At 65.5% G+C, this 21940-nt stretch carries 17 protein-coding genes and 1 pseudogene; 15 read left to right on the top strand and 3 right to left on the bottom strand.

Annotated features, from left to right (window positions below):
• Positions 1-15: 15 nt before the first annotated feature.
• From CK221_RS11710 to CK221_RS30760, 7 genes and pseudogenes are all read left to right on the top strand, one after another.
• Positions 16-507, top strand: coding sequence for a GFA family protein (locus tag CK221_RS11710; protein ID WP_095777833.1), 492 nt, complete (start codon positions 16-18; stop codon positions 505-507).
• Positions 504-980, top strand: a complete 477-nt coding sequence (locus tag CK221_RS11705; RefSeq protein WP_095777832.1) for a GFA family protein — start codon at positions 504-506, stop codon at positions 978-980. Before CK221_RS11710 ends, CK221_RS11705 begins: the two co-directional genes overlap by 4 nt.
• Positions 977-1942, top strand: a complete 966-nt coding sequence (gene pip, locus CK221_RS11700; protein WP_095777831.1) for a prolyl aminopeptidase — start codon at positions 977-979, stop codon at positions 1940-1942. Before CK221_RS11705 ends, pip begins: the two co-directional genes overlap by 4 nt.
• Before the next feature lie 64 nt (positions 1943-2006).
• On the top strand, positions 2007-3623 hold the full coding sequence (cimA, locus tag CK221_RS11695; protein ID WP_095777830.1) for a citramalate synthase: 1617 nt from the start codon (positions 2007-2009) through the stop codon (positions 3621-3623).
• Between the two features lie 82 nt (positions 3624-3705).
• Positions 3706-4635 carry an EamA family transporter RarD gene (rarD, locus tag CK221_RS11690; RefSeq protein WP_095777829.1) on the top strand — a complete coding sequence of 310 codons (930 nt, stop codon included), beginning with the start codon at positions 3706-3708 and terminating at the stop codon, positions 4633-4635.
• Positions 4636-4644: 9 nt separating this feature from the next.
• A complete protein-coding gene (locus CK221_RS11685) occupies positions 4645-5331 on the top strand; it encodes a glutathione S-transferase family protein (protein WP_095777828.1) in 687 nt (228 codons plus the stop codon).
• Between the two features lie 50 nt (positions 5332-5381).
• Positions 5382-5612 (top strand): annotated as a pseudogene (locus CK221_RS30760) (CorA family divalent cation transporter); the annotation flags it as partial.
• Positions 5613-5685: 73 nt separating this feature from the next.
• Here the strand turns inward: CK221_RS30760 and CK221_RS11675 are convergent.
• Positions 5686-7038, bottom strand: coding sequence for a hypothetical protein (locus CK221_RS11675; RefSeq protein WP_095777827.1), 1353 nt, complete (start codon positions 7036-7038; stop codon positions 5686-5688).
• Between the two features lie 334 nt (positions 7039-7372).
• On the opposite strand from CK221_RS11675, the gene CK221_RS30220 reads away from it, so the two are divergent.
• Genes CK221_RS30220 through CK221_RS11660 form a run of 4 tightly spaced genes read left to right on the top strand, consistent with a single transcriptional unit; the run spans position 7373 to position 15354 of the window.
• Positions 7373-7510, top strand: coding sequence for a hypothetical protein (locus tag CK221_RS30220; RefSeq protein ID WP_170950228.1), 138 nt, complete (start codon positions 7373-7375; stop codon positions 7508-7510).
• 4 nt (positions 7511-7514) lie between these two features.
• A complete protein-coding gene (locus tag CK221_RS11670; RefSeq protein ID WP_245418611.1) occupies positions 7515-9008 on the top strand; it encodes an efflux RND transporter periplasmic adaptor subunit in 1494 nt (497 codons plus the stop codon).
• A gap of 29 nt (positions 9009-9037) precedes the next feature.
• Positions 9038-12139 carry a multidrug efflux RND transporter permease subunit gene (locus CK221_RS11665; RefSeq protein WP_095778009.1) on the top strand — a complete coding sequence of 1034 codons (3102 nt, stop codon included), beginning with the start codon at positions 9038-9040 and terminating at the stop codon, positions 12137-12139.
• Positions 12136-15354 carry an efflux RND transporter permease subunit gene (locus CK221_RS11660; protein ID WP_095777826.1) on the top strand — a complete coding sequence of 1073 codons (3219 nt, stop codon included), beginning with the start codon at positions 12136-12138 and terminating at the stop codon, positions 15352-15354. Before CK221_RS11665 ends, CK221_RS11660 begins: the two co-directional genes overlap by 4 nt.
• Positions 15355-15657: 303 nt before the next feature.
• Here the strand turns inward: CK221_RS11660 and CK221_RS11655 are convergent, their stop codons facing one another.
• On the bottom strand, positions 15658-15948 hold the full coding sequence (locus CK221_RS11655; protein ID WP_095777825.1) for a muconolactone Delta-isomerase family protein: 291 nt from the start codon (positions 15946-15948) through the stop codon (positions 15658-15660).
• Between the two features lie 116 nt (positions 15949-16064).
• Between CK221_RS11655 and CK221_RS11650 the strand changes: the two genes are divergently transcribed.
• Entirely contained in the window at positions 16065-16952 is an 888-nt protein-coding gene (locus tag CK221_RS11650) for a LysR substrate-binding domain-containing protein (protein WP_095777824.1), read from the top strand.
• A 74-nt stretch (positions 16953-17026) separates the two neighbouring features.
• Here CK221_RS11650 and CK221_RS11645 read toward each other — a convergent pair whose 3' ends face one another.
• Entirely contained in the window at positions 17027-17638 is a 612-nt protein-coding gene (locus CK221_RS11645; RefSeq protein ID WP_095777823.1) for a TIGR00730 family Rossman fold protein, read from the bottom strand.
• A gap of 116 nt (positions 17639-17754) precedes the next feature.
• Between CK221_RS11645 and CK221_RS11640 the strand changes: the two genes are divergently transcribed.
• The 3 genes from CK221_RS11640 (at position 17755) to CK221_RS11630 (ending at position 21722) form a co-directional block, all read left to right on the top strand.
• Positions 17755-19350, top strand: coding sequence for a LysM peptidoglycan-binding domain-containing protein (locus CK221_RS11640; protein WP_095777822.1), 1596 nt, complete (start codon positions 17755-17757; stop codon positions 19348-19350).
• A 133-nt stretch (positions 19351-19483) separates the two neighbouring features.
• A complete protein-coding gene (locus CK221_RS11635; protein WP_067321203.1) occupies positions 19484-19831 on the top strand; it encodes a metalloregulator ArsR/SmtB family transcription factor in 348 nt (115 codons plus the stop codon).
• A 7-nt stretch (positions 19832-19838) separates the two neighbouring features.
• Positions 19839-21722: an ABC transporter ATP-binding protein/permease gene (locus CK221_RS11630; protein ID WP_095777821.1), complete on the top strand. Its 1884-nt coding sequence runs from the start codon at positions 19839-19841 to the stop codon at positions 21720-21722.
• Positions 21723-21940: the final 218 nt, after the last annotated feature.

The following is a 21940-nucleotide window of genomic DNA, read 5'->3' as shown; positions in this document are numbered from 1 at the left end:
CGATGGGAGGGATCGATGAGCCTTGATAACCGGCCGGTCTATACGGGCGGGTGCCAGTGCGGCGCCGTACGTTTCCGCGTTGAGGGCGCCCTGGGCGATTCCTCGGTCTGCCATTGCCGCATGTGCCAGAAGGCGAGCGGCAATTTCTATCTGCCGCTGGTCTCGGTGCGCGGCGCCAGGCTCGACTGGACGCGCGGCGAGCCGAAGCGCTTCCGCTCGTCCAGCGCGGCATGGCGCGGCTTCTGCGCCGAATGCGGCACGCCGCTGACCTTCGAGGCGCCGGACGGCGTGGCGCTGGCGATCGCCGCCTTCGACGACCCGGCCGGCATCGCGCCAACCATCCAGTGGGGCGTCGAAGCGAAGCTTCCCTATGTCGACGGCGTTTCGAAACTGCCCTCCGAGGAGACGATGGGCGATATTTCGTCGGCGCCTTATCTCGCCGAGCTCGTCTCCTATCAACATCCCGATCACGACACGGACCAATGGCCGCCGGAGGAAAAACCATGACCGATGAAATTCGAACCGGCGGCTGCCAGTGCGGCGCCGTGCGCTTCCGCGTCCACGGCAAGCTCGGGCGCCCGTCCATCTGCCATTGCCGCATGTGCCAGAAACAGTTCGGCAATTTCTTTGGCGCCCTGGTGACGGTGCCGAAGGATGGCGTCGAATGGACCCATGAGGAGCCGAGCTATTTCCAGTCCTCGGTCAACATCGATCGCGGCTTCTGCCGCCGCTGCGGCACGCCGCTCACCTACCGCCAGCCGGGCGGGCTGGAGATCGCCATCGGTGCCTTCGACGATCGTTCGGACTTGGCGCCGCAGATCCAAGTCAACTACGCGGTGCGGCTGCCCTGGGTGGAGAAGATCTTCGAGGCGCCGGTCCACGACGACCCCGACTACTATCGACGGCAGGAGCAGATCATCTCCTTCCAGCATCCCGATCACGAGACGGCCAACTGGCCGCAGCAGGGACTGAAACTATGACGATCCACAGCAGCTCCTTGCGCACGCTCTATCCCGAGATCGAGCCGTTCGAAACAGGCATGCTCGATGTCGGTGATGGCCACACCATCTATTGGGAGCGCTGCGGCACCAAAGGCGCCAAGCCAGCCGTGTTCCTGCATGGCGGCCCCGGAGGCACGATCTCGCCGAAACACCGGCGGCTGTTCGACCCGAAACTCTACGACGTCATCCTGTTCGACCAGCGCGGCTGCGGCAAGTCGACGCCCAACGCCTCGTTGGAAGCCAACACCACCTGGCATCTCGTCGCCGACATCGAACGCCTGCGCGAGATGGCGGGCTTCGACAAATGGCTGGTGTTCGGCGGCTCGTGGGGCTCGACGCTGGCGCTCGCCTATGCCGAAACGCATCCCGAGCGCGTCAGCGAGCTCGTCGTGCGCGGCATCTATACGCTCACCCGCGCCGAGCTCGAATGGTACTATCAGTTCGGCGTCTCCGAGATGTTTCCCGACAAGTGGGAACGTTTTCTGGCGCCGATCCCCGAGGCCGAGCGCGGCGACATGATGGCCGCCTACCGCAAGCGGCTGGTGGGCACCGACCGCAAGGCGAAGGTCGAGGCGGCGCTTGCCTGGAGTCTGTGGGAAGGCGAGACGATCACGCTTTTGCCGGAGCCGGAAACCAGCACGCCTTTCGGCCAGGACGACTATGCCATCGCCTTCGCCCGCATCGAGAACCACTATTTCGTCCATGCCGGCTGGCTGGAAGAAGGACAGCTGCTGCGCGACGCCTGGAAGCTGAAGGATATCCCCGGCACCATCGTCCACGGCCGCTACGACATGCCGTGCCCGGCGCGCTATGCCTGGGCCCTGCACAAGGCCTGGCCGAAGGCGGATTTCCACCTCATCGAAGGCGCCGGCCACTCGTATTCGGAGCCGGGGATTCTGGATCGGCTGATCCGGGCGACGGATAAATACGCAGGCAAATAACCATGCAGGTTTGTGCTCTACGGCGCCCCCAGCGCGAAGGATCTCGACTTTTCGAGCTACAGCCATGATGAAGCAACGCCTCTACCTCTTCGACACCACGCTGCGCGACGGCCAGCAGACGCCGGGCATCGACTTTTCCGTCGAGGACAAGATCGCGATCGCCAAGCTGCTCGACGAATTCGGTATCGACTATGTCGAGGGCGGCTATCCCGGTGCCAACCCGACCGACACCGCCTTCTTCCATCAGAAGCGCACGGAAAGCGCGAAATTCGTCGCCTTCGGCATGACCAAGCGGGCGGGGGTTTCGGCCTCCAACGATCCGGGGCTGGCGGCGCTGCTGCAGTCGAAGTCGGACGCGATCTGCTTCGTCGCCAAGAGCTGGGACTATCACGTACGCGTGGCGCTTGGCTGCACCAACGAGGAGAACCTTGACTCGATAAAAGTCTCGGTCCAGACGGCCGCCGCCGCCGGCAAGGACGCGATGGTCGACTGCGAACATTTCTTCGACGGCTTCAAGGCCAATCCGGCTTACGCGCTGGCCTGTGCCAAGACCGCCTATGATGCCGGGGCGCGCTGGGTGGTGCTATGCGACACCAATGGCGGCACGCAGCCTTCGGAAGTGCGGGCCATCGTCGAGAAGGTGATCGCGGGCGGCATCCCTGGCGACCATCTCGGCATTCATGCCCATGACGACACCGGCCAGGCGGTGGCGAATTCCCTTGCCGCCGTCGAGGCCGGTGTGCGCCAGATCCAGGGCACGCTGAACGGCATCGGCGAGCGCTGCGGCAACGCCAATCTGGTCACAATCATCCCGACGCTCGCGCTCAAGCCGGCCTTCGCCGACCGCTTCGAGACAGGCATTTCGGCCGAAGCACTGACCGGCATTTCGCGGCTCTCCCGCGCTTTCGACGAGTTGCTCAACCGCGCGCCGGAAGCTCAGGCGCCCTATGTCGGCTCATCCGCCTTCGCCACCAAGGCCGGCATCCATGCCTCGGCGCTGGCCAAAGAGCCGGCGACTTACGAGCATGTGCCGCCGGAAGCGGTGGGCAACCGCCGCCGCGTCATGGTCTCCGACCAGGGCGGCAAGGCCAATTTTCTCGCCGAATTGAAGCGGCGCGGTATCGACGTGCCGAAGGACGACAGCCGGCTCGACGCGCTCATCGCCGTCGTGAAGGAGCGCGAGGCCGAAGGCTACGCCTATGAGGGCGCCGACGCCTCCTTCGAGCTTTTGGCCCGCAAGATGCTGCACGGCCTGCCGGAGTTCTTCAACGTCACCTCGTTCCGCTGCATGGTCGAGCGCCGCTTCGATGCCAACGGCAACCTGAAGACCGTGTCCGAGGCGATCGTGAAGGTGATGGTCGACGGCGAGGAGAAGATGTCGGTGGCCGAAGGCCACGGCCCGGTCAACGCGCTCGACATCGCGCTGCGCAAGGATCTCGGCAAGTATCAGAACGAGATCGTCGACCTCGAGCTCGCCGACTTCAAGGTGCGCATCCTCAACGGCGGGACCGAAGCCATCACCCGGGTGCTGATCGAATCGCACGATTCCACCGGCGCCCGCTGGTGGACTGTCGGCGTCTCGGAAAACATCATCGACGCCTCCTTCCAAGCGCTGATGGATTCAATCATCTACAAGCTGATGAAGAACCGTGATATGGCTGGCTTAGTCGCGGCGGAGTAGGTTGAACCATCATCAAAAGTCCATTGATCCATCAGAATTTTGCGATGGTCTTGGACGGTCCCCTGGGCCATAGCGTTGGGCCATGGTCACCGCAACAGCCGATCTCGATCAAGACGCCAAGGCTCGCCGCGGCTTCCTTTTGGCGCTCGGCGCCTATTTTCTCTGGGGGCTGTTGCCCTTCTACATGAAAGCGGTGGCGCATCTGCCGCTGATCGAGGTGATCTCGCACCGGATCGTTTGGTCGGTGCCGATCGCCGCTGCCGTGCTGGTTTGGGCCGGCCGCACCGCCGACTTCAAGGCCGCGATCCGCTCGCCGAAAAGCCTCGCCATGGCGGCGCTGACGGCGACGCTCATCTCGGTCAACTGGGGCATCTATGTCTGGGCGATCGCAGTCGACCGCACGGTCGAGACGGCGCTCGGCTACTATATCAACCCGCTGGTCAGCGTGGTGGTCGGCGCGGTTCTCCTCGGCGAACGGCTCGACCGGCTGCAGATCGCGGCGGTGGCGCTGGCCGCCATTGCGGTGACCGTGCTCACCGTCGAGGCCGGCAAATTGCCTTGGGTATCGCTGGCATTGGCCTTCTCCTTCGCCGCCTACGGCTTCTTCCGCAAGACGCTGCCGATCGGGCCGAGCCAGGGCTTTCTGCTCGAGGTCCTTTTGCTGTCGGTGCCGGCGCTTTGCTACATCGCCTACTTGGTCGCCACGGGCGAGGACCATTTCATCTCCAGCACCGGCGGCGACACCGCACTGCTGATTGGCTGCGGCCCGGTGACCGCGGTGCCGCTTCTGCTCTTTGCCTTCGGCGCCAGGCTTTTGCGCCTCTCCACCATCGGCATCATGCAATATATCGCGCCGACCATGGTGTTCCTGATCGCCGTCCTGATCTTCGATGAGCCGTTCGGCAGCACGCAGGCCATAGCTTTCGCCCTTATCTGGACTGCGCTGGCCATGTACAGCTGGTCGATGTTCAGAGGGCGCGAGGTTCGCCAGGCGGGTCCCGCGACGAGGTGAGGGCGGCAAATGTACCAGCTTCATATCGGCAACAAGAACTATTCGTCCTGGTCGCTGCGGCCGTGGCTGCTCATGCGGACCCTCGACATTCGCTTCGAGGAGCGGCTGACGCCGTTCCCGACCGGTTCAAGTTTCAGCCTCTTCCGGTCATTCTCGCCGAATGGCCGCGTGCCCTGCCTGGTCGACGATGGCTGGGCGGTGTGGGATTCGCTCTCGATCGTTGAATATCTGGCAGAGCGTCATCGAGGCGTCTGGCCGGCCGATGCGAAAGCGCGCGCATGGGCGCGCTCCGCCGCCGCCGAAATGCATTCGAGCTTTACCGCGCTGCGCAATGACTGCCCGATGAGCTGTGGCGTGCGCGTCAAGCTGGCATCGATGTCCGATGCGCTGAAGCACGATCTCTTCCGCCTGGGCGACTTGTGGAACGACGGCCTTGCGCGCTTCGGCGGACCGTTCCTAGCCGGAGACCACTTCACCGCGGTCGATGCTTTCTTCGCTCCGGTCGTTTTCCGGGCACAGTCCTATGGACTGGCATTCGAGGGCGCCGCCGCTGCTTATCCCAAGCGGTTGCTCGGTCTGCCTGCCATGCGCGAATGGTATGCGGCCGGCCTCGCCGAGACATGGCGCGAGCCGGACCATGAGGCGGAAGTCCGCGCTGCCGGTACGGTCGTCGAGGATCTGCGCGCAAGCGCATAGGACGCTAAACCCAGCCCAGCCGCCGTACGACCATGTAGACGATGCCGGCGCTGCATCACGACGGCGAGCAGTTGCAGGCGCGAACCCGGCTTTTGCAGGACGAACTGATGGCGAAGCTCACCGAGCGGTCGAACCAACTGCTCTACATCCTCTCCGTGATGACGGCGGTGCTGCTGCCGATGACCATCATCTCCGGCCTGTTCGGCATAAATGTCGGCGCGCTGCCGCTAGTCGACACGGCGCTCGGCTTCTGGGTGGTGACGGCGATTTCGGTCGTCGTCGTATGCGCGCGGTGCGAGAGCCTTGCCGCCATGTCGCCGGTCGCTTCCGCTATAAAAACACGACTGAACAGTCCTACTCTTGCTGTCCCGCCAACGCCGCCTGAACGGCCGCCATTCCGGGATCGCGACCCTTGAGCAGATCGTCGATCGACCATGGCGCGGCAATGTCGGGCTCCAGCGTCTTGAGCGCAACCGGCTTGCGGCCCTTGCCTTTGTCGATGGTGGCGACAAGCACGGGCGTCGTGCCCGTGGCGGAACTCGGTTGCGCCATGCCGACGAAACAGTCGGTGTAGGCCTTGCAGCCGTTTTGAAGGTCGTAGCGCTGCGTCGCGGACTGCAGCACGACGCCCGAATGCGGCAGCGTCACCTGCTGCTGATCGGCGAAGAACATCATGCGGTCGCCGGGCGCTTCGCCGACCAGTGTGACCCTGTCCCCGCCAGCCTGCTTGAGATAGGCGACGTCGACAATTCCCGCCGAAAAGGTAATCGGGCTTTCCAGCACGAACAGCCGTCCCGGCGGGCTGACGCGGGACGGCCAGGAACTGAGCGCATCGCGGGTCAGCATCAAGTTGCCGCCGGTGTTGAAGCGCATGTCGAGGACGAGGTTCTTGCGGCCGAGGCGGACCCGGGCGGCTTCGACCTCAGCCAGGAAATCGGCTATCTTCCCGGTCTTGCCGTCGACGTTGCGTCTGATTTGGGCGACTACGCCATCGAGTTCGGGCGCATCGCGCCAGCGGAAAGGCTGTTCCTGATCCTGCAGCGGCCAGGGCGCGCTTCCCTTGGGAAAAATCTTCACCCAGCCGCGGCGTTGCGGCTCCGGGGCGAGCTTGCGGTCGATGCTGCGGCCGTCGGGCGTCTGGAAACGAAAGGTCGCGTCGCCGGCGGCATTGGCGAGCCCGAGTGCATGCAGCAGGTCGGGCCGGACGATCGCGTCGGTCGCCTCGATGTCGCGCCATGCCGCCACGCCGCCATGCAGGCTGCGCAGTGCCGAGGAGACTTGAGCAGCCGGATGGCCGTCGATGCCGGCGAGTCGGCTGCCCAGCAGATCGCCGTTTTGGGGACTGGCCGCTATGACGTAGAAGGCGCCGCCGATCGGCAGCAAAGACATCGCCACACCGTTGGCGCGCGGCAGCTTGCAGGTCGTGTGACCATTGTCGGCCAGCGCCGCGATCTGGCAGAGATCGACAGCGAAGGCAGTCGCGTCGGTGGGACCTGCCGCGGTTTCGAGCGCCTGCAGCCGCGATGCCGCTTCCGCGCGGGCGGCGCTGGAATAAGACTTGTCGACATCGAGGAAGTCGTGACGGAAGACTTTCAGATCCTCGACCTGTGCGTCATGCGAGGTGGCCCCGTCCGGACTTTGCGCGGTCGCGTGGCCGAGCGCCAACAGGCTGAGCAGGGGCAAGGCGAGCAGCCGGGCAAAGGTCATGGCTTCCCTCTTCGATCGCGATCCGGCCCGCTGCCGATAAAGCTGAGGAATAGGGCAGCTTCGCACGTGGCTGCGTTCACATCTTTGCGAGCGGGATGGAGTGGCGTCCCGCTCGGAGGCTGCGGTTGCCGCCGGGACGGGAACGACGTCCGGCCTTCGAAAGGTGGTCCGCCGCACGGGCCGGATTCACCCCTTAAAGCCTTGTCATCATTGGCCGGTGCGGCGCGGCCGGTCACTCCCACGCGATGGGGGCACGTCCCCGAACAGCCCGCCCCGGGCATGCATTTTTGAGTGTGGTCTTCAACCTAACCCATTCAATTCTTACGGGAATTTAATGTCGCGCGCAATTGCACGGCCGGGTTCCGGCGTTATGTTCCCGGCCGGACTGCTTCTTGGGCCTGTGACGCTGGCCAAGGACGTGGTCGACCTGGCCGCTTTCGACCTGGCCGCTTCCGGTTCGATGGATAGGTGACAAAGTGGACGACGAAGTCGCCAGCCGGCTACAGCCGCTCCGTGAGCCGATGACGGACATCAAGCCGGTGGTCGTGCGTCGCCGGCGCCGCGGCTGGATGGTCGCGCTGCTGCTGGTGGCGGCTGGAGCGGGCGTCGCCTTCTGGCTGCATCCAGCACCGGTGCACCAGCAAGGCGCGCGCGGCGGCGGGCGCTTCCGGGGCGGCGATCTCGGCGCGCAGCCGGTCGCCGTCGCCTCGGTGACGCAGGCCGACATCCCGATCACGCTGGAGGCGCTGGGCACGGTCACCTCACTGTCGACGGTGACGGTGCGCCCGCAGGTCAGCGGGCAGATCACCGCGATCGCCTTCACCGAAGGGGAGATGGTGAAGAAAGGCGATTTTCTTGCCCAGGTCGACGACCGCACTCTTCAAGCCTCGCTGCATCAGCTGCAGGGGCAATTGAAGCACGATCAGGCGCTGCTGAGCGATGCCAGGCTCGACCTCGACCGCGATCTGAAGCTGACCTCCAACGCCATCACGCAGCAGGCGGTCGACCTGCAGCGCGCGACCGTGCAATCCGACGAGGGCACGGTCATGTCCGACCAGGCGCAGATCGAGGCCGTCGAGGTCAATATCGCCAACAGCCATATCGTTGCACCTGCCGACGGCCGCATCGGCCTCAGGCAGGTCGATCAGGGCAATTACGTCACGCCTTCCGACAGCACCGGCATTGCGGTGATCACCGAGATGCAGCCGATTTCGGTGCTGTTTTCGCTGCCGGAAGACACCCTCGCCGAAGTGCTGGAACAGACGCATGGCAATGCGGGGCTCAAGGCCACCTTGTTCGACCGCAACGACACCAAGCAGATCGCCGAAGGCACCCTGCAGACGATCGACAACCAGATCGATCCGACCACCGGCACCGTGAAGCTGCGCGCCGTGTTTGCTAACGCCGACGGCGGGCTTTATCCCAACCAGTTCGTCAACGTGCATCTCCTGGTGCGCACCCTGACCGGCGTGACGGTGCTGCCCAACGCGGCCATCCAGCACGGCGCTCCAGGCACTTTCGTCTATCAGCTCAACGACGACAGCACCGTCTCGGTGAAGACCGTTTCCCTTGGCCCGGGCGACGCCTCGGTGACGCAATTGCTGTCGGGCCTTCCGCCGGGCGCCAAGGTGGTCGTCGATGGCGTCGACCGGCTGAAGGACGGCGCCAAGGTGACCGTGCCTGACAACAGCGCCGCGCCGACCGCCGGCGCTGGATCTCCCGCGCAGCCAAAAGCCGCGGGTAGGGGCAGCGCGGCCGCCGGTGCGCCGGCCGCCGCGACCAGCAATACGTCTGCCGTCGGCCCCGGCAACGCGCCCGCATTGTCGGGCGGCCAGGGCCAAGGCTCGGCAGGCGGCGGCGCGGACGCATCGGGCGATGCCGGCCGCAAGCACCACCGCCACCATCGTCGCGACGGCAACGGTAATAGCGGCAGCAGCGGAAATGGTGGCGACAGCGGCGAAGCCCAATGAGCACGCCAAGCGGTCTCGTCTCCGGTTGGCTGAACCCGTCGCGGCCTTTCATCCTGCGGCCGGTGGCCACCACGCTGATCATGGCGACCATCCTGGTGGTCGGCATGATCGCCTATCTCTTCCTGCCGCTCTCGGCCTTGCCTGAGGTCGACTACCCGACGATCCAGGTGCAGACCTTCTATCCCGGCGCCAGCCCGGACGTGATGACGACTTCAGTCACGGCGCCCCTGGAGCGCCAGTTCGGCCAGATGCCGGGTCTGGAGCAGATGTCGTCGGGGAGTTCGGCCGGCGCCTCGGTCATCACGCTGCGCTTCAGCCTCGACCTCAGCCTGGATATTGCCGAGCAGGAGGTTCAGGCGGCGATCAACGCGGCCGGCAACCTTCTGCCCGCCGACCTGCCGGCGCCGCCGATCTACGCCAAGGTGAATCCGGCCGACGCGCCGATCCTGACGCTGGCGATCACCTCGAAGACGCTGCCGCTGACCGAAGTCGAGAACTATGCCGAGACGCGGCTGGCGCAAAAGATCTCGCAGCTTCCGGGCGTCGGGCTGGTCAGCATCTCGGGCGGCGAGCGGCCGGCCGTGCGCATCCGCGTAAAGCTCAAGGCGCTGGCCGCCATGGGGCTCAACATCGACGATCTGCGCACCACCATCGGCACGCTCAACGTCAACACGCCGAAAGGCAGCTTCGACGGGCCGGCCCGTTCCTACACCATCAACGCCAACGACCAGATCAGCGACCCCAAGACCTATGCGGATATGGTCGTCGCTTACCGCAACGGGGCGCCGGTCAGGCTGGGCGAGGTCGCCGATATCATAGAGGGGCCGGAGAACTCGAAGCTGGGCGCTTGGGAAAACCGCTCGCCGGCGATCCTGCTCAACATCCAGCGCCAGCCCGGCGCCAACGTCATCCGCGTCGTCGACTCGGTGAAGGCGCTGCTGCCACAGCTTCGCGCCGGCCTGCCGGCGGCGGTCACCGTCGAGCCGCTGACCGACCGCACGACCACCATCCGTGCCTCAGTCCATGACGTCGAGTTCGAGCTGGCGACGGCGGCGCTTCTGGTCGTGCTCGTCACCTTCCTGTTCCTGCGCAACATTCCGGCGACGATCATTCCGAGCCTGTCGGTGCCGCTGTCGCTGATCGGCACGTTCGCGGTCATGTATCTTTGGGGCTTCAGCCTCGACAATCTGTCGCTGATGGCGCTGACCATCGCCTCCGGCTTCGTCATCGACGACGCCATCGTCATGATCGAAAACATCTCGCGTTTCATCGAGCATGGCGACGATCCGGTCACCGCCGCGCTCGAAGGCTCGGCCCAGATCGGCTTCACCATCATCTCGCTCACCGTCTCGCTGATCGCGGTGCTGATCCCGCTTCTGTTCATGGGCGACGTCGTCGGCCGCCTGTTCCACGAATTCGCCATCACGCTTGCGATCGCCATCGTCATTTCGGCCATCGTCTCGCTGACGCTGGTGCCGATGATGTGCGCCAGGCTCCTCAAGCCGCCGTCCGAACGCAGGCAGGGCGCGCTGGCGCGCGGCGCCGAGGCCGGCTTCGACGCTGTCGCGAATGGCTATGCCGCCGCCTTGCGGTGGGTGCTCGACCGTCAGGCGCTGACGCTGCTGGTCGCCGCAGCCACGCTTGCGCTCACCGTCTATCTCTATGTTGTCATCCCGAAAGGCTTCTTCCCGGTTCAGGACACCGGCGCGATTTCGGCGATCACCGAGGCCGCGGGCTCGGCCTCCTACGCCGACATGGCAGCGCACCAGCAGGCGCTCGCCGATGTCATCCTGAAGGACCCGGATGTCGCGAGCCTGTCGTCCTTCATCGGCGTCGACGGCCAGAACATGACCGCCAACAGTGGCCACATGCTGATCAATCTCAAGCCACGCGACGAGCGCGCGGCCGATGCCAGCGCGATCATCCGGCGGCTGGCTCGGGAGACCGACGTCGTGACCGGCATCGCGCTGCACATGCAGCCGGTGCAGGACCTGAGCGTGGACTCCACCTCCAGCGCGTCGCAGTACCAATACGTTCTGCAGGATTCGGATCCGGCCGAGCTGGCGACCTGGACTTCGAAGCTCACCGATAGGCTGGCGGCACTTCCCGAACTCGCCGATGTCGCCAGCGACAGCCAGCAGAGCGGGCTTGCGGTCGACATCACCATCGACCGAGCGACGGCGGCACGCTTCGGGATTACGCCAGCGACCGTCGACAACGCGCTCTACGATGCCTTCGGCCAGCGCATCATCTCGACCATCTTCACCCAGTCGAACGAATACCGCGTCATCATTGAAGCCGACCCCTCGGTGGGACAGACGCCGGCTTCGCTGGGCTCGATCTACCTGCCGTCCTCCGGTTCCGGCCAGGTGCCGCTATCGGCGATCGCCAATATCAGTGTCCGGCAGGCGCCGCTGCTGGTGAACCACCTTGCCCAGTTCCCGGCCGCGACCATCTCCTTCAACCTCGCCCCGGGCGTGTCGCTCGGCGACGCCACCGCGGCGATCAGCAAGGCGGAACATGACATGCAGCCGCCCGCCGGCCTGGTCACCGGCTTCCAGGGCGCCGCGCTTGCCTTGCAAAGCTCGCTCTCCAACGAGCTGCTGCTGGTGCTCGCGGCAGTCGCCACCGTCTATGTCGTGCTTGGCGTGCTTTATGAGAGCTTCATCCACCCGCTGACGATCCTCTCGACGCTGCCCTCGGCAACCGTGGGCGCGCTGGTGGCGCTGATGCTCGCCGGCCACGATCTCGACGTGATCGGCATCATCGGCATCGTGCTCTTGGTCGGCATCGTCAAGAAGAACGCCATCATGATGATCGACTTCGCCCTGCAGGCCGAGCGCCTGCAGGGGCTGGACCCACGCGAGGCGATTTACGAAGCCTGCTTGCTGCGGTTGCGGCCCATCCTGATGACGACGATGGCCGCGCTGTTCGGGGCGCTTCCGCTCCTGCTCGGCGGCCTTGCCGGCTCGGAATTGCACCAGCCGCTCGGCATCACCATCGTTGGCGGGCTGATCGTCAGCCAGGTGCTGACGCTCTTCACCACGCCGGTGATCTACCTTGCCTTCGATAGACTGACGCGGTCGGGGGCGCGTGAAGCGAGAGCGCCGGCCGGCGGGCTCACGCCGTGAACCTCTCCGCGCCCTTCATCGCTAGGCCGGTCGCCACGACGCTGCTGGCCATCGGATTGGCGGCGGCGGGCCTGATCGCATACGTCAATCTTCCCGTCGCGCCGCTGCCCAAGGTGGATTTCCCGACCATCTCGGTGCAGGCCTCGATGCCAGGCGCCAGCCCCGACACGATGTCGACCGATGTCGCGGCGCCGCTCGAACGCCATCTCGGCCAGATCGCCGGGGTTTCCGAGATGACGTCGCGCTCCGGCACCGGCTCGACCAATGTTGTGCTGCAATTCGACCTCGATCGCGACATCAACGGCGCCGCGCGCGACGTTCAAGCCGCCATCAACGCCGCGCGCGCCGACCTCCCGTCCGATCTGCGCAGCAACCCGACCTACCGCAAATACAATCCCGCCGACGCGCCGGTGATGATCCTGGCGCTGACCTCGCGCACACTCACACCCGGTCAGCTCTACGATGCCGCCGCGACCGTGCTCCAGCAGCGCCTCTCCCAGGTCGAGGGCGTCGGCAATGTCGATCTCGGCGGCTCGTCGCTGCCCGCCGTTCGGGTGGAGCTCAATCCAGGCGCGCTGTTCCATTACGGCATCGGCCTGGAGGATGTGCGCGCCGCACTTGCCTCGGCCAATGCCCGCAGTCCGAAGGGCTTCGAGGAGGACGGCGCGCTCCGCTACCAGCTCTACACCAACGACCAGGCGAGCCATGCCGCCGACTATCGCGACCTGGTGATCGCTTGGCGCAACAGTGCGGCGGTGCGCCTCGCCGACATCGCAGATGTCGAGGACTCGGTCGAGGACGTGCGCAATCTCGGCCTCGCCAATGGCGTGCCGGCCGTGCTTTTGGTGCTCTATCGCGAGCCCAACGCCAACATCATCGACACGGTCGACCGCGTGCGCGCGCTGATCCCGACACTGCAGGGTTCGGTGCCGGCGGATGCGCGCCTCAGCATCGCGTCGGACAGCAGCCTCACCATCCGCGGCTCGCTGCGCGACACCGAGCTGACGCTGGTGCTGGCGGTGCTGCTGGTCGTCTTCGTGGTGTTCTGCTTTTTGCGCGACTGGCGCGCGGCGCTGATCCCGAGCGTGGCGCTGGTCGTCTCGATCCTCGGCACCTTCGGGGCGATGTACCTGCTCGGCTACACGCTCGACAATCTGTCCTTGATGGCGCTCACCATCGCCACCGGCTTCGTCGTCGACGACGCCATCGTGGTGCTGGAAAACATCATGCGCCACATCGAGGACGGCATGCCGCGCGGCCGGGCGGCGCTGGTCGGCGCTCAAGAGGTCGGCTTCACCGTGCTGTCGATGAGCGCTTCTCTCGTCGCCGTGTTCCTGCCGATCCTTTTGATGGGTGGCATACTCGGCCGCCTGTTCCAGGAATTCGCCATGACCTTGTCGCTGGCGATCGCCATTTCGCTGGTGCTGTCGCTGACGGTGACGCCGATGATGTGCGCACATTTTTTGCGCGCGGGTGCAGTCCGGTCGGAGCGCCGTTCCATCCTCGCCCGCTTCGGCAAAAGCGTCTTCGAGCGCGTCCGCGCCGGCTACGGCCGCTCGCTCGCCTGGTCGCTCGACAATGCCGAGGTGATGCTCATCCTCCTGATCGCGGCCGTCGCGCTCAACGTCTACCTCTATACGATCGTGCCGAAGGGCTTCTTCCCACAGCAGGACACCGGCGAGCTGATCGGCGGCCTGCGCGCCGACCAGGCCATTTCCTTCCAATTGATGCGGCAGAAATTCGAGCGGCTGGAGACGATCCTGAAGAGCGACCCGGCGGTGGCGAACGTCGTCGGCTACATCGGCGGCCGCCAGACCAACTCCGGCTTCGTCTATGTCAACCTGAAGCCGAAGGGCGATCGAGCGCCGCTGCAAGCGGTGTTGGGGCGGCTGCGCGCGCAGCTCAGGCAATTGCCCGGCGCGCAGCTCTTCCTCAACCCGCGCCAGGAGATCAGGGTCGGCGGCCGCCAAAGCCTCGCCACCTATCAATACACGCTGCAGGCCGATACGACCGCGGACCTCGACGAATGGGCGCCGAAACTCGTCGAATTGCTGAAACAGGCGCCGGAGCTAACCGACGTCAATTCGGACCGCGACGAGGCCGGGCTCGAAACCAACATCACCGTCGACCGCGAGAGCGCGGCCCGGCTCGGCCTGACGCCGGCGAGCATCGACAACACGCTTTACGACGCCTTCGGCCAGCGCCAGGTGTCGACCATCTTCAACGCCCGCAACCAATATCACGTGGTGATGGAAGTCGCGCCGCGCTATCTGCAGGATCCGAGCGCGCTCAACGGCATCTATGTCAGCACCTCGGGCGCGGCGGCGAGCGGCACGCAGAAGACCAACGCACTGGCCGGCAGCCTGTCGGGCTCGCTGCAGAATCAGGCAACCAATGCGATCGCCGTCACCGGCCACGGCAGCGCCTCGAGCGGCGCCGCCGTCAGCACCTCGGCCGAGACCATGGTGCCGCTCGCCGCCTTCAGCACCTACGGTCCGGCGACCACGCCGCTTTCGGTCAACCACCAGGGCCACTTCGTCGCCACGACGATCTCGTTCAACCTTGCCGATGGCGCCACGCTCGGCGACGCCTCGGCAGCAATCGACCGCGCCATGGCGGAGCTGAAGATGCCGGTGTCGATCCACGGCTCGCTTGCCGGCACGGCACTCGCCTTCCGCTCCAACCTGCTCAACGAGCTCCTGCTGATCGCTGCCGCGCTCGCCACGATCTATGTCGTGCTCGGCGTGCTCTACGAAAGCTACGTGCACCCGATCACCATCCTGTCGACGCTGCCCTCGGCCGGCATCGGCGCGCTGCTCGCGCTCGTCGTCACCGGCATGGAATTCGACGTGATCTCGCTGATCGGCATCATCCTGTTGATCGGCATCGTCAAGAAGAACGCCATCATGATGATCGACATGGCCTTGCAGGCCGAGCGCCAGGAAGGGCTTGCGCCGCGAGAAGCCATCCACAAGGCGAGCCTCCAGCGCTTCCGGCCGATCATGATGACGACCTTCGCAGCTTTGCTCGGCGCCTTGCCGTTGGCGCTCGAGACCGGCACTGGGGCGGAGCTGCGCCAGCCGCTCGGCATCGCGATCGTCGGCGGCCTCATCGTCTCGCAGCTTCTCACGCTCTACACCACGCCGGTCGTCTATCTCTATCTCGACCGGCTCAGCGCCCGTAGACCGACGCTGCGAGTGGCGCCGGCGGAGTGATCGGGCACAGCGACCTTGGGTTGTTCGACCGCGCGAAGCGAAACAGTTCGGCCCATAGGCCGGCGCGCCTCCATATCGCTCGACGCCACCCAACGCGGTTGATCGTGAGATCTGGGCTGTCGCTTCGTGAACTGGCAACATGCTTCATCATCGGGTGCGCCCTCGAAGGGCGCGACCAGTTCCTGCTCACCCGGCAATTGCCCAAGCGCTATACAGGGGCGTCGCGGGCGGGCCTTTTGCGTCGCTTCCTGATCGCTCAGAGGTGCTGCCGGGTGAGCGGCAGCACCTCTCTTCATCCCGGTCTCAACGCTTCGGGCCGAAGCCGGGATAGGGATTGAGCGGCACGATCGCCGCGATGTCCATCATTCCGGCCTCGACCAGCGGCAGGGTGGCGAGATGGCCGCGCACCTCCTTGTCGTCGGCAGCCTCGAACATCATGCCGCTGCCGGGGATGTCACCGCGGTTCCAGACCTGGCGCACGGCGCCTCGCGCATAGAGCGTGCGCCGCTGCTCGGCTTCGCCCGGAAGCAGCGGCGCGAAATCGCTATCGCTGAACTTTTCGGTGTTGCGGGTGAGAAGGGCAAAGAACTGCATGGCGGTCTCCTTTGTGGCCGGTTGATGCGGAAGATATCGCGCCGGCTGGTCAGACTGTCCAAGACTGATTAAGCTAAAGATCAGACCTTGAAGGACTTGAGTCATGGGGACGCAGAATGCTTGACCTGCGGCAGATCCGCTATTTCGTTGCCGTCGCCGAGGCCGGCAATGTCGGCCGCGCCGCCGAGCAGCTGCATATCTCGCAGTCGCCCTTGAGCCGCCAGATCATGCAGCTCGAGGAACAACTCGGCGTCACGCTTTTCGAGCGATCGAAGCAGCGCGTCCATCTCAACGCCGAGGGCAGGGCTTTCCTTGCCGAGGCGCGCGCTCTGCTCGTCAATGCCGTGCGGCTGGAGGAGCTCGGCCGGAAGCTTGCAAGCGGCGCGACCGGCAGCCTCGCCATCGGCTACGTCGAGGGGGCGGTGCATGCCGGGCTGATCGCCGCGATGCTCAGGGAATTCCGCCGCGAGCGGCCGGATTTTCATCTGCAACTGAGAAGCCGCCGCACGGCCGCGCAGTTCGAGGATCTGCGCCAGCGCGTGCTCGACCTCGGATTCGTCTACGCGCCGACGCCGCAAGGCGATCCGGATATCGAGAGCATGCTGGTGCGGCGCGAACCGCTGGTGCTGGCGATCCCCGAAGGCGATCCGCTTGTCGATGCGAGCGACATCAGGCCCCGCCATCTTGACGCCCGCGTCTGGATCACCGTCGTGCGCCAACCCGATGACACCAACCGCGCCCAGTTCCTGGCGGCCTGCGTGGAGGCCGGTTTCGTGCCCGACATCGCCTACGAGACGGCCGATCCCTTGACCTCGCTCGGCCTGGTCAGCGCCGGGCTGGGCCTGGCGACGGTACAGGAAAGCCTGCAAAGCGCTGCGCCCGCCGGCATCGTCTTTCGTGACCTGCCATGGTTCAAGCGCAGCGTTGAAATCCATCTCGCCTGGCGGCGCAATGACCGGAGGGCGGTGATTGAGGATTTGAGGAGGACGGTGAGCGGTGAATGATGAATAGCGAATAGTTACTTATCTGGCAGTGGACAGATTTCGGCTCGCGCGATCCGCACTATTCACCATTCACCTTACATTTTGTCGATCACCGCCTGCACGCCTTCCGTCGGCGCGTCGACCGACGAGCCCGCCACCATGATGGCGGCGACGATTGCCTCGGGGTCGTTGACCACCAGCGGCTTCACCCTATGTGCGGTGTGGATGAAGCCTTCGCCCGACATGTGCTCGATGAGCGCCAGCATCGGGTCCCAGAAGGCCTTGATGTTGGCGAACACGATCGGCTTGCGGTGATGGCCGAGTTGCGCCCAGGTCATGATCTCGACGATCTCCTCGACCGTGCCGATGCCGCCCGGCAGCGCCACGAAGGCGTCGGATTTCTCGAACATCCTGTGCTTGCGCTCGTGCATGTTGTCGGTGATCACCAGCTCGTCGAGCTTGTCGAGAGCGCTCTCGGTCGCCTCCTTGTTGATCAGGAAGCGCGGGATGATGCCGGTCACCTTGCCGCCGGCCTTGAGTGCCCCGTCTGCGACGGCGCCCATGATTCCCTTGGTGCCGCCGCCATAGATCAGGCGCAGGCCGGACTTCGCCAGCGAGCGGCCGAGCAGGTGGCCGGCCTTGACATAGGCCTCGTCGCGGCCCGGAGACGAACCGCAATAGACGCAGACGGATCGAATCGTGTTCATGTCATGATTGGTGATAGGGACGGTTGGCGCGGTCAAGCCCAAGGACGGGCTTTTTCTTGTGAGCTTGGTGAAAACACGCTAGACCGGCGTTAGGTGGCTAAGGGGCAGAAAAGATTATGGCTATCAATTCTTCCAAGGCGTTTTTGTTCGCGGCGGGCGGCGTTGCCGTCGTCGCGGCGGTCGCCTACGGGTCGGGCGCGCTCGACCTATACATCAACAAGCAGAATCCGCCGCAGGTCGCGTCGCTGCCGCAGGCAGGCACGAAGCCGGCCGAATCCTCAAGCACCTCCACCGAGGCGCGTGTACCGCAGGCGCAAGCCCCGGCCACTACAATGGCGCCGGCCAACAACACGATGGCGCCGGCCAACAAGATGGCGCCCGCCAACAATGCAATGGCGCCTGCCAACAACGCGACGGCCCCGGCGGAATCCGCGCCGGCCGCTCAGGCGCCGGCCGCCGCAGGACCCACGCTGCCAACCTTCGATGTCGTGCGCGTCGAAGGCAATGGCTCGATTGTCGTCGCCGGCAGCGCGGCGCCCAATGCCAAGGTCGAAGTCCTGAACGGCGGCACGGTGCTCGGCTCGACCGATGCCGGTCCCGATGGTGCCTTCGCCATTGTGCTCGACGATCCGCTGAAGCCCGGCGACTACACGATCACGCTGCGCTCGACCGCTGGCGGCGTCGCAGTCGCCTCGGCGCAGACCGCCGTCGTCTCGGTGCCGCAGAGCCCGACCGGCCAGGTGCTGGCGATGGTCGAGGAGCCCGGCAAGCCGTCCGAATTGCTGACCATTCCGCAGCCCGCGGCCAAGCCGGCGGCACCTGCCGCCACCGGTCAGGCAGCCGCCCCGGACGCGCAGGCCCCGGCCGCAACCGCGCCGGCGGCGTCTGCCCCGGCGGGGGCGCCGGCTGCAACGGCACCGGCAGCTACGGATCAGGCTTCGGCTCCCGCGACCCAGAACGCCGCCGCAGACGAACCGAAGATCGCCGTCGAGGCGGTTGAGATCGACGGCGGCAAGATCTTCGTCGCGGGCAGGGCCGATCCCGGCCGCAAGGTGCGCGCCTATGCCGACGATGTACTGCTTGGCGAGGCGAAAACTTCGCCTGACGGCCATTTCCTGATCGAGGCGGCGCGCGACATTCCGGTCGGCAACCACACCATTCATGTCGACGGCCTGGCCGACGACGGCGTCAAGGTCGTCGCCCGTGCCGCTGTTCCGTTCGAACGCGAGCCCGGCGAGTCGATTGCCGCCGTCGCGCCCAACCAAGCCAAGCCCGCCGACAGCAAGCTCGCCCAGGGTGCGGGGTCCCAGCCCGCGGAGGCAAAGTCCGGGGCGGCCAATCCCGCCGAGACGGCGGCGCCGGCCACCGCTACCGCCGAAGCGGGCAAGCCCGCCGCGACGGCGGACACGTCGGCCGAGGTCGCCGAAGCGAATCCTGCGGCCGACGTGCCTGAGACCATGGCGCCGAAGCTCGAACACGTCGATGGCGCGGTCATCATCCGCCGCAACGATACGCTCTGGCGCATCTCGCGGCGCGTCTATGGCCATGGCGTGCGCTACTCGACCATCTATCTCGCCAACCAGGATCAGATCCGCAATCCCGACCGCATCTGGCCCGGTCAGGTCTTCAAGGTCCCCGGCAAGTCGAAGGAAGGCGAGCCGGCCGACATGAAGGCCATGGGTGACCAGATGACGGCGCCAAAGACGGAGTAAGAGCGCAATCCCCCTCGTGGGGATGCCCGGCAGGGCAGAGGGGCGCTGCCCCGCCGGCGTTCGACACTTCCTACCGTGCTACCCATCCGCCTGGCTTGCCCTCTCATCCTCCATCGTTTATCGGCGATGAACGATGACCGAATCCTTATCCGTCAACCGCGCCCTCAATAGCCGAGCCCTCGACAGCCGCGGCATCGCCACGCGGTTCGCGGCGCTGTCGCATCCGGCACGCATTGAGATCCTGAAGCATCTCTCGGCCAGTAGCTGCTGCTCCTGCCGCGAGGTGGTCGATCATCTCGATCTCGCCCAGTCGACCGTTTCGCAGCATCTGAAGATCCTGGTCGAAGCAGGGCTCGTCCGCTTCGAGGCGGATCGCCAGCGTTCACGCTACGCGGTGGACCGCGCTACGCTCGCCGAGGTCTCGGCGTCGCTCGCGGCCCTGGTCGATTCCTGCTGCGGCGAAAGCATGAAAGAAAGCTAAGAACAAAATGGCCGACAAGACCGTCTCCGCCGAAACCGGCACCCTCACCACACTGCGCAATCTGTGGCCCTATATGTGGCCGGCCGACCGTGCCGACTTGAGAGCCCGCGTCAGCTGGGCGACGCTGCTTCTCGTCGTCGCCAAGGTCACCCTGGTCGCCGGCCCCTATTTCTTCAAATGGGCAACCGATGCGCTCGCCCACGCCTCGAAGACGCCGCCGCCGCTGCCCGCCTTCATGCTCGCGCCGGTGATGCTGGTCATCGCCTATAATGTGCTGAGGCTGGTCCAGCTGGGCTTCAACCAGCTGCGCGACGCGCTGTTTGCCCGCGTCGGCCAATATGCGGTGCGCCAGCTTGCCTTCCGCACCTTCGTCCACATGCACCAGCTGTCGCTGCGCTTCCATCTTGAGCGCCGCACCGGCGGTCTGTCGCGCATCATCGAGCGCGGCACCAAGGGCATCGAGACGATCGTGCGCTTCGTCATGCTGAACACGGCGCCGACCATTCTCGAATTCGCGCTGACGGCCGGCATTTTCGCCTACACCTATGGCTGGAAATACGTCGCCGTGGTCGCGGTCACCGTGTGGATCTATGTCTGGTTCACGGTCAAGGCCAGCGACTGGCGCATCTCGATCCGCCGCGACATGAACGAAAGCGACACCGACGCCAATACCAAGGCGATCGACTCGCTCTTGAATTTCGAGACGGTCAAATATTTCACCAATGAGCGCATGGAAGCCGAGCGCTTCGACCGCTCGATGGCGCGTTATGAAACCGCGGCCACCAAGACCTGGACCTCGCTCGGCTGGCTTAACTTCGGCCAGGGTCTCATCTTCGGCCTCGGCACGGTCATCGTCATGTGCATGTCGGCGCTCGAGGTGCAGGCCGGCACGCAGTCGGTCGGCGATTTCGTCTTCATCAACGCCATGCTGATGCAGCTTTCGGTGCCGCTCAACTTCATCGGCTTCATCTATCGCGAAATCCGCCAGGGCTTGACCGATATCGAGCACATGTTCGACCTTCTCGACGTGCCCCAGGAGATCGTCGACAAGCCGGACGCCAAGCCGTTGAAGGTGAGTGCCGGCAAGGTCGAGTTCCGCGACGTGCACTTCTCCTATGATTCAAACCGCAAGATCCTGAAGGGCGTCTCCTTCGAGGTGCCAGCCGGCAAGACGGTCGCCATCGTCGGCCCCTCCGGCGCAGGCAAGTCGACCATCTCCAGGCTTCTGTTCCGCTTCTATGACGTGCAGCGCGGCCAGGTGCTGATCGACGGCCAGGACATCCGCGACGTCACCCAGGAGAGCCTGCGCGCGGTGCTCGGCATGGTGCCGCAGGACACGGTGCTCTTCAACGACACCATCGCCTACAACATCCGCTACGGCCGCATCGGCGCCAGCGAGGAGGAGGTGCGCAAGGCCGCCGAGCTCGCCCAAATCGGGCCGTTCATCGAAAAGCTCCCCGACGGCTACCGCTCGATGGTCGGCGAGCGCGGCCTGAAACTGTCGGGCGGCGAGAAGCAGCGGGTCGCGATCGCCCGCACGATCCTGAAGGCCCCGCCGATCCTGATGCTGGACGAGGCGACCTCGGCGCTGGACACCCAGACCGAGCAGGAGATCCAGGCGGCGCTGGACCTCGTCAGCAAGGGCCGCACCACCCTTGTGATTGCCCACCGGCTGTCGACGGTGATCTCGGCCGACGAGATCATCGTGCTGAAGGACGGCCAGATCGCCGAGCGCGGCACCCACGCCGCGCTCTTGCGCCAGCAGGGCCTCTACGCCTCGATGTGGGACCGCCAGCGCGAGGCCACCGAAGCCGAGGAGCGCCTGCGCATTGCGCGTGAAAGCGACGAGTTCGGTGTGATCGTACGGAGAAGGACGTCGGAGGTGAGCTAGCGCCTCTTCCTTCTCCCCTTGTGGGAGAAGGTGGATCGGCGCGCAGCGCCGAGACGGATGAGGGGCGCTCCAGCGGAGTGAGACGCTCGCGAGCGCGTCTGCTAGATTCTTGTCTAGACTTAAGGCGCCGCCAAGCTGGAGCACCCCTTGTATCTGCGCGGAGGAGACTTTGTGCGAGAAGAGCGACTGAGCCTCGAACCGGACGGCCATCCGATTCG

The organism is Mesorhizobium sp. WSM3868 (assembly GCF_002294785.1).
Taxonomy (GTDB): Bacteria; Pseudomonadota; Alphaproteobacteria; order Rhizobiales; family Rhizobiaceae; genus Mesorhizobium.
Note: the sequence above shows the minus strand (reverse complement) of the source record. Positions and strands in the feature narration are given on the sequence as shown.

What these genes read in the sequence shown, in the direction of transcription:
- CK221_RS11645 (WP_095777823.1), bottom strand. Translation starts at nt 17,638, where the DNA reads ATGAACACGATTCGATCCGTCTGCGTCTATTGCGGTTCGTCTCCGGGC.
- rarD (WP_095777829.1), top strand. Translation starts at nt 3,706, where the DNA reads ATGGTCACCGCAACAGCCGATCTCGATCAAGACGCCAAGGCTCGCCGC.
- pip (WP_095777831.1), top strand. Translation starts at nt 977, where the DNA reads ATGACGATCCACAGCAGCTCCTTGCGCACGCTCTATCCCGAGATCGAG.
- CK221_RS11685 (WP_095777828.1), top strand. Translation starts at nt 4,645, where the DNA reads ATGTACCAGCTTCATATCGGCAACAAGAACTATTCGTCCTGGTCGCTG.
- CK221_RS11630 (WP_095777821.1), top strand. Translation starts at nt 19,839, where the DNA reads ATGGCCGACAAGACCGTCTCCGCCGAAACCGGCACCCTCACCACACTG.
- CK221_RS11705 (WP_095777832.1), top strand. Translation starts at nt 504, where the DNA reads ATGACCGATGAAATTCGAACCGGCGGCTGCCAGTGCGGCGCCGTGCGC.
- CK221_RS11655 (WP_095777825.1), bottom strand. Translation starts at nt 15,948, where the DNA reads ATGCAGTTCTTTGCCCTTCTCACCCGCAACACCGAAAAGTTCAGCGAT.
- CK221_RS11650 (WP_095777824.1), top strand. Translation starts at nt 16,065, where the DNA reads ATGCTTGACCTGCGGCAGATCCGCTATTTCGTTGCCGTCGCCGAGGCC.
- CK221_RS11675 (WP_095777827.1), bottom strand. Translation starts at nt 7,038, where the DNA reads ATGACCTTTGCCCGGCTGCTCGCCTTGCCCCTGCTCAGCCTGTTGGCG.
- cimA (WP_095777830.1), top strand. Translation starts at nt 2,007, where the DNA reads ATGATGAAGCAACGCCTCTACCTCTTCGACACCACGCTGCGCGACGGC.
- CK221_RS30220 (WP_170950228.1), top strand. Translation starts at nt 7,373, where the DNA reads ATGTCGCGCGCAATTGCACGGCCGGGTTCCGGCGTTATGTTCCCGGCC.
- CK221_RS11640 (WP_095777822.1), top strand. Translation starts at nt 17,755, where the DNA reads ATGGCTATCAATTCTTCCAAGGCGTTTTTGTTCGCGGCGGGCGGCGTT.
- CK221_RS11710 (WP_095777833.1), top strand. Translation starts at nt 16, where the DNA reads ATGAGCCTTGATAACCGGCCGGTCTATACGGGCGGGTGCCAGTGCGGC.
- CK221_RS11635 (WP_067321203.1), top strand. Translation starts at nt 19,484, where the DNA reads ATGACCGAATCCTTATCCGTCAACCGCGCCCTCAATAGCCGAGCCCTC.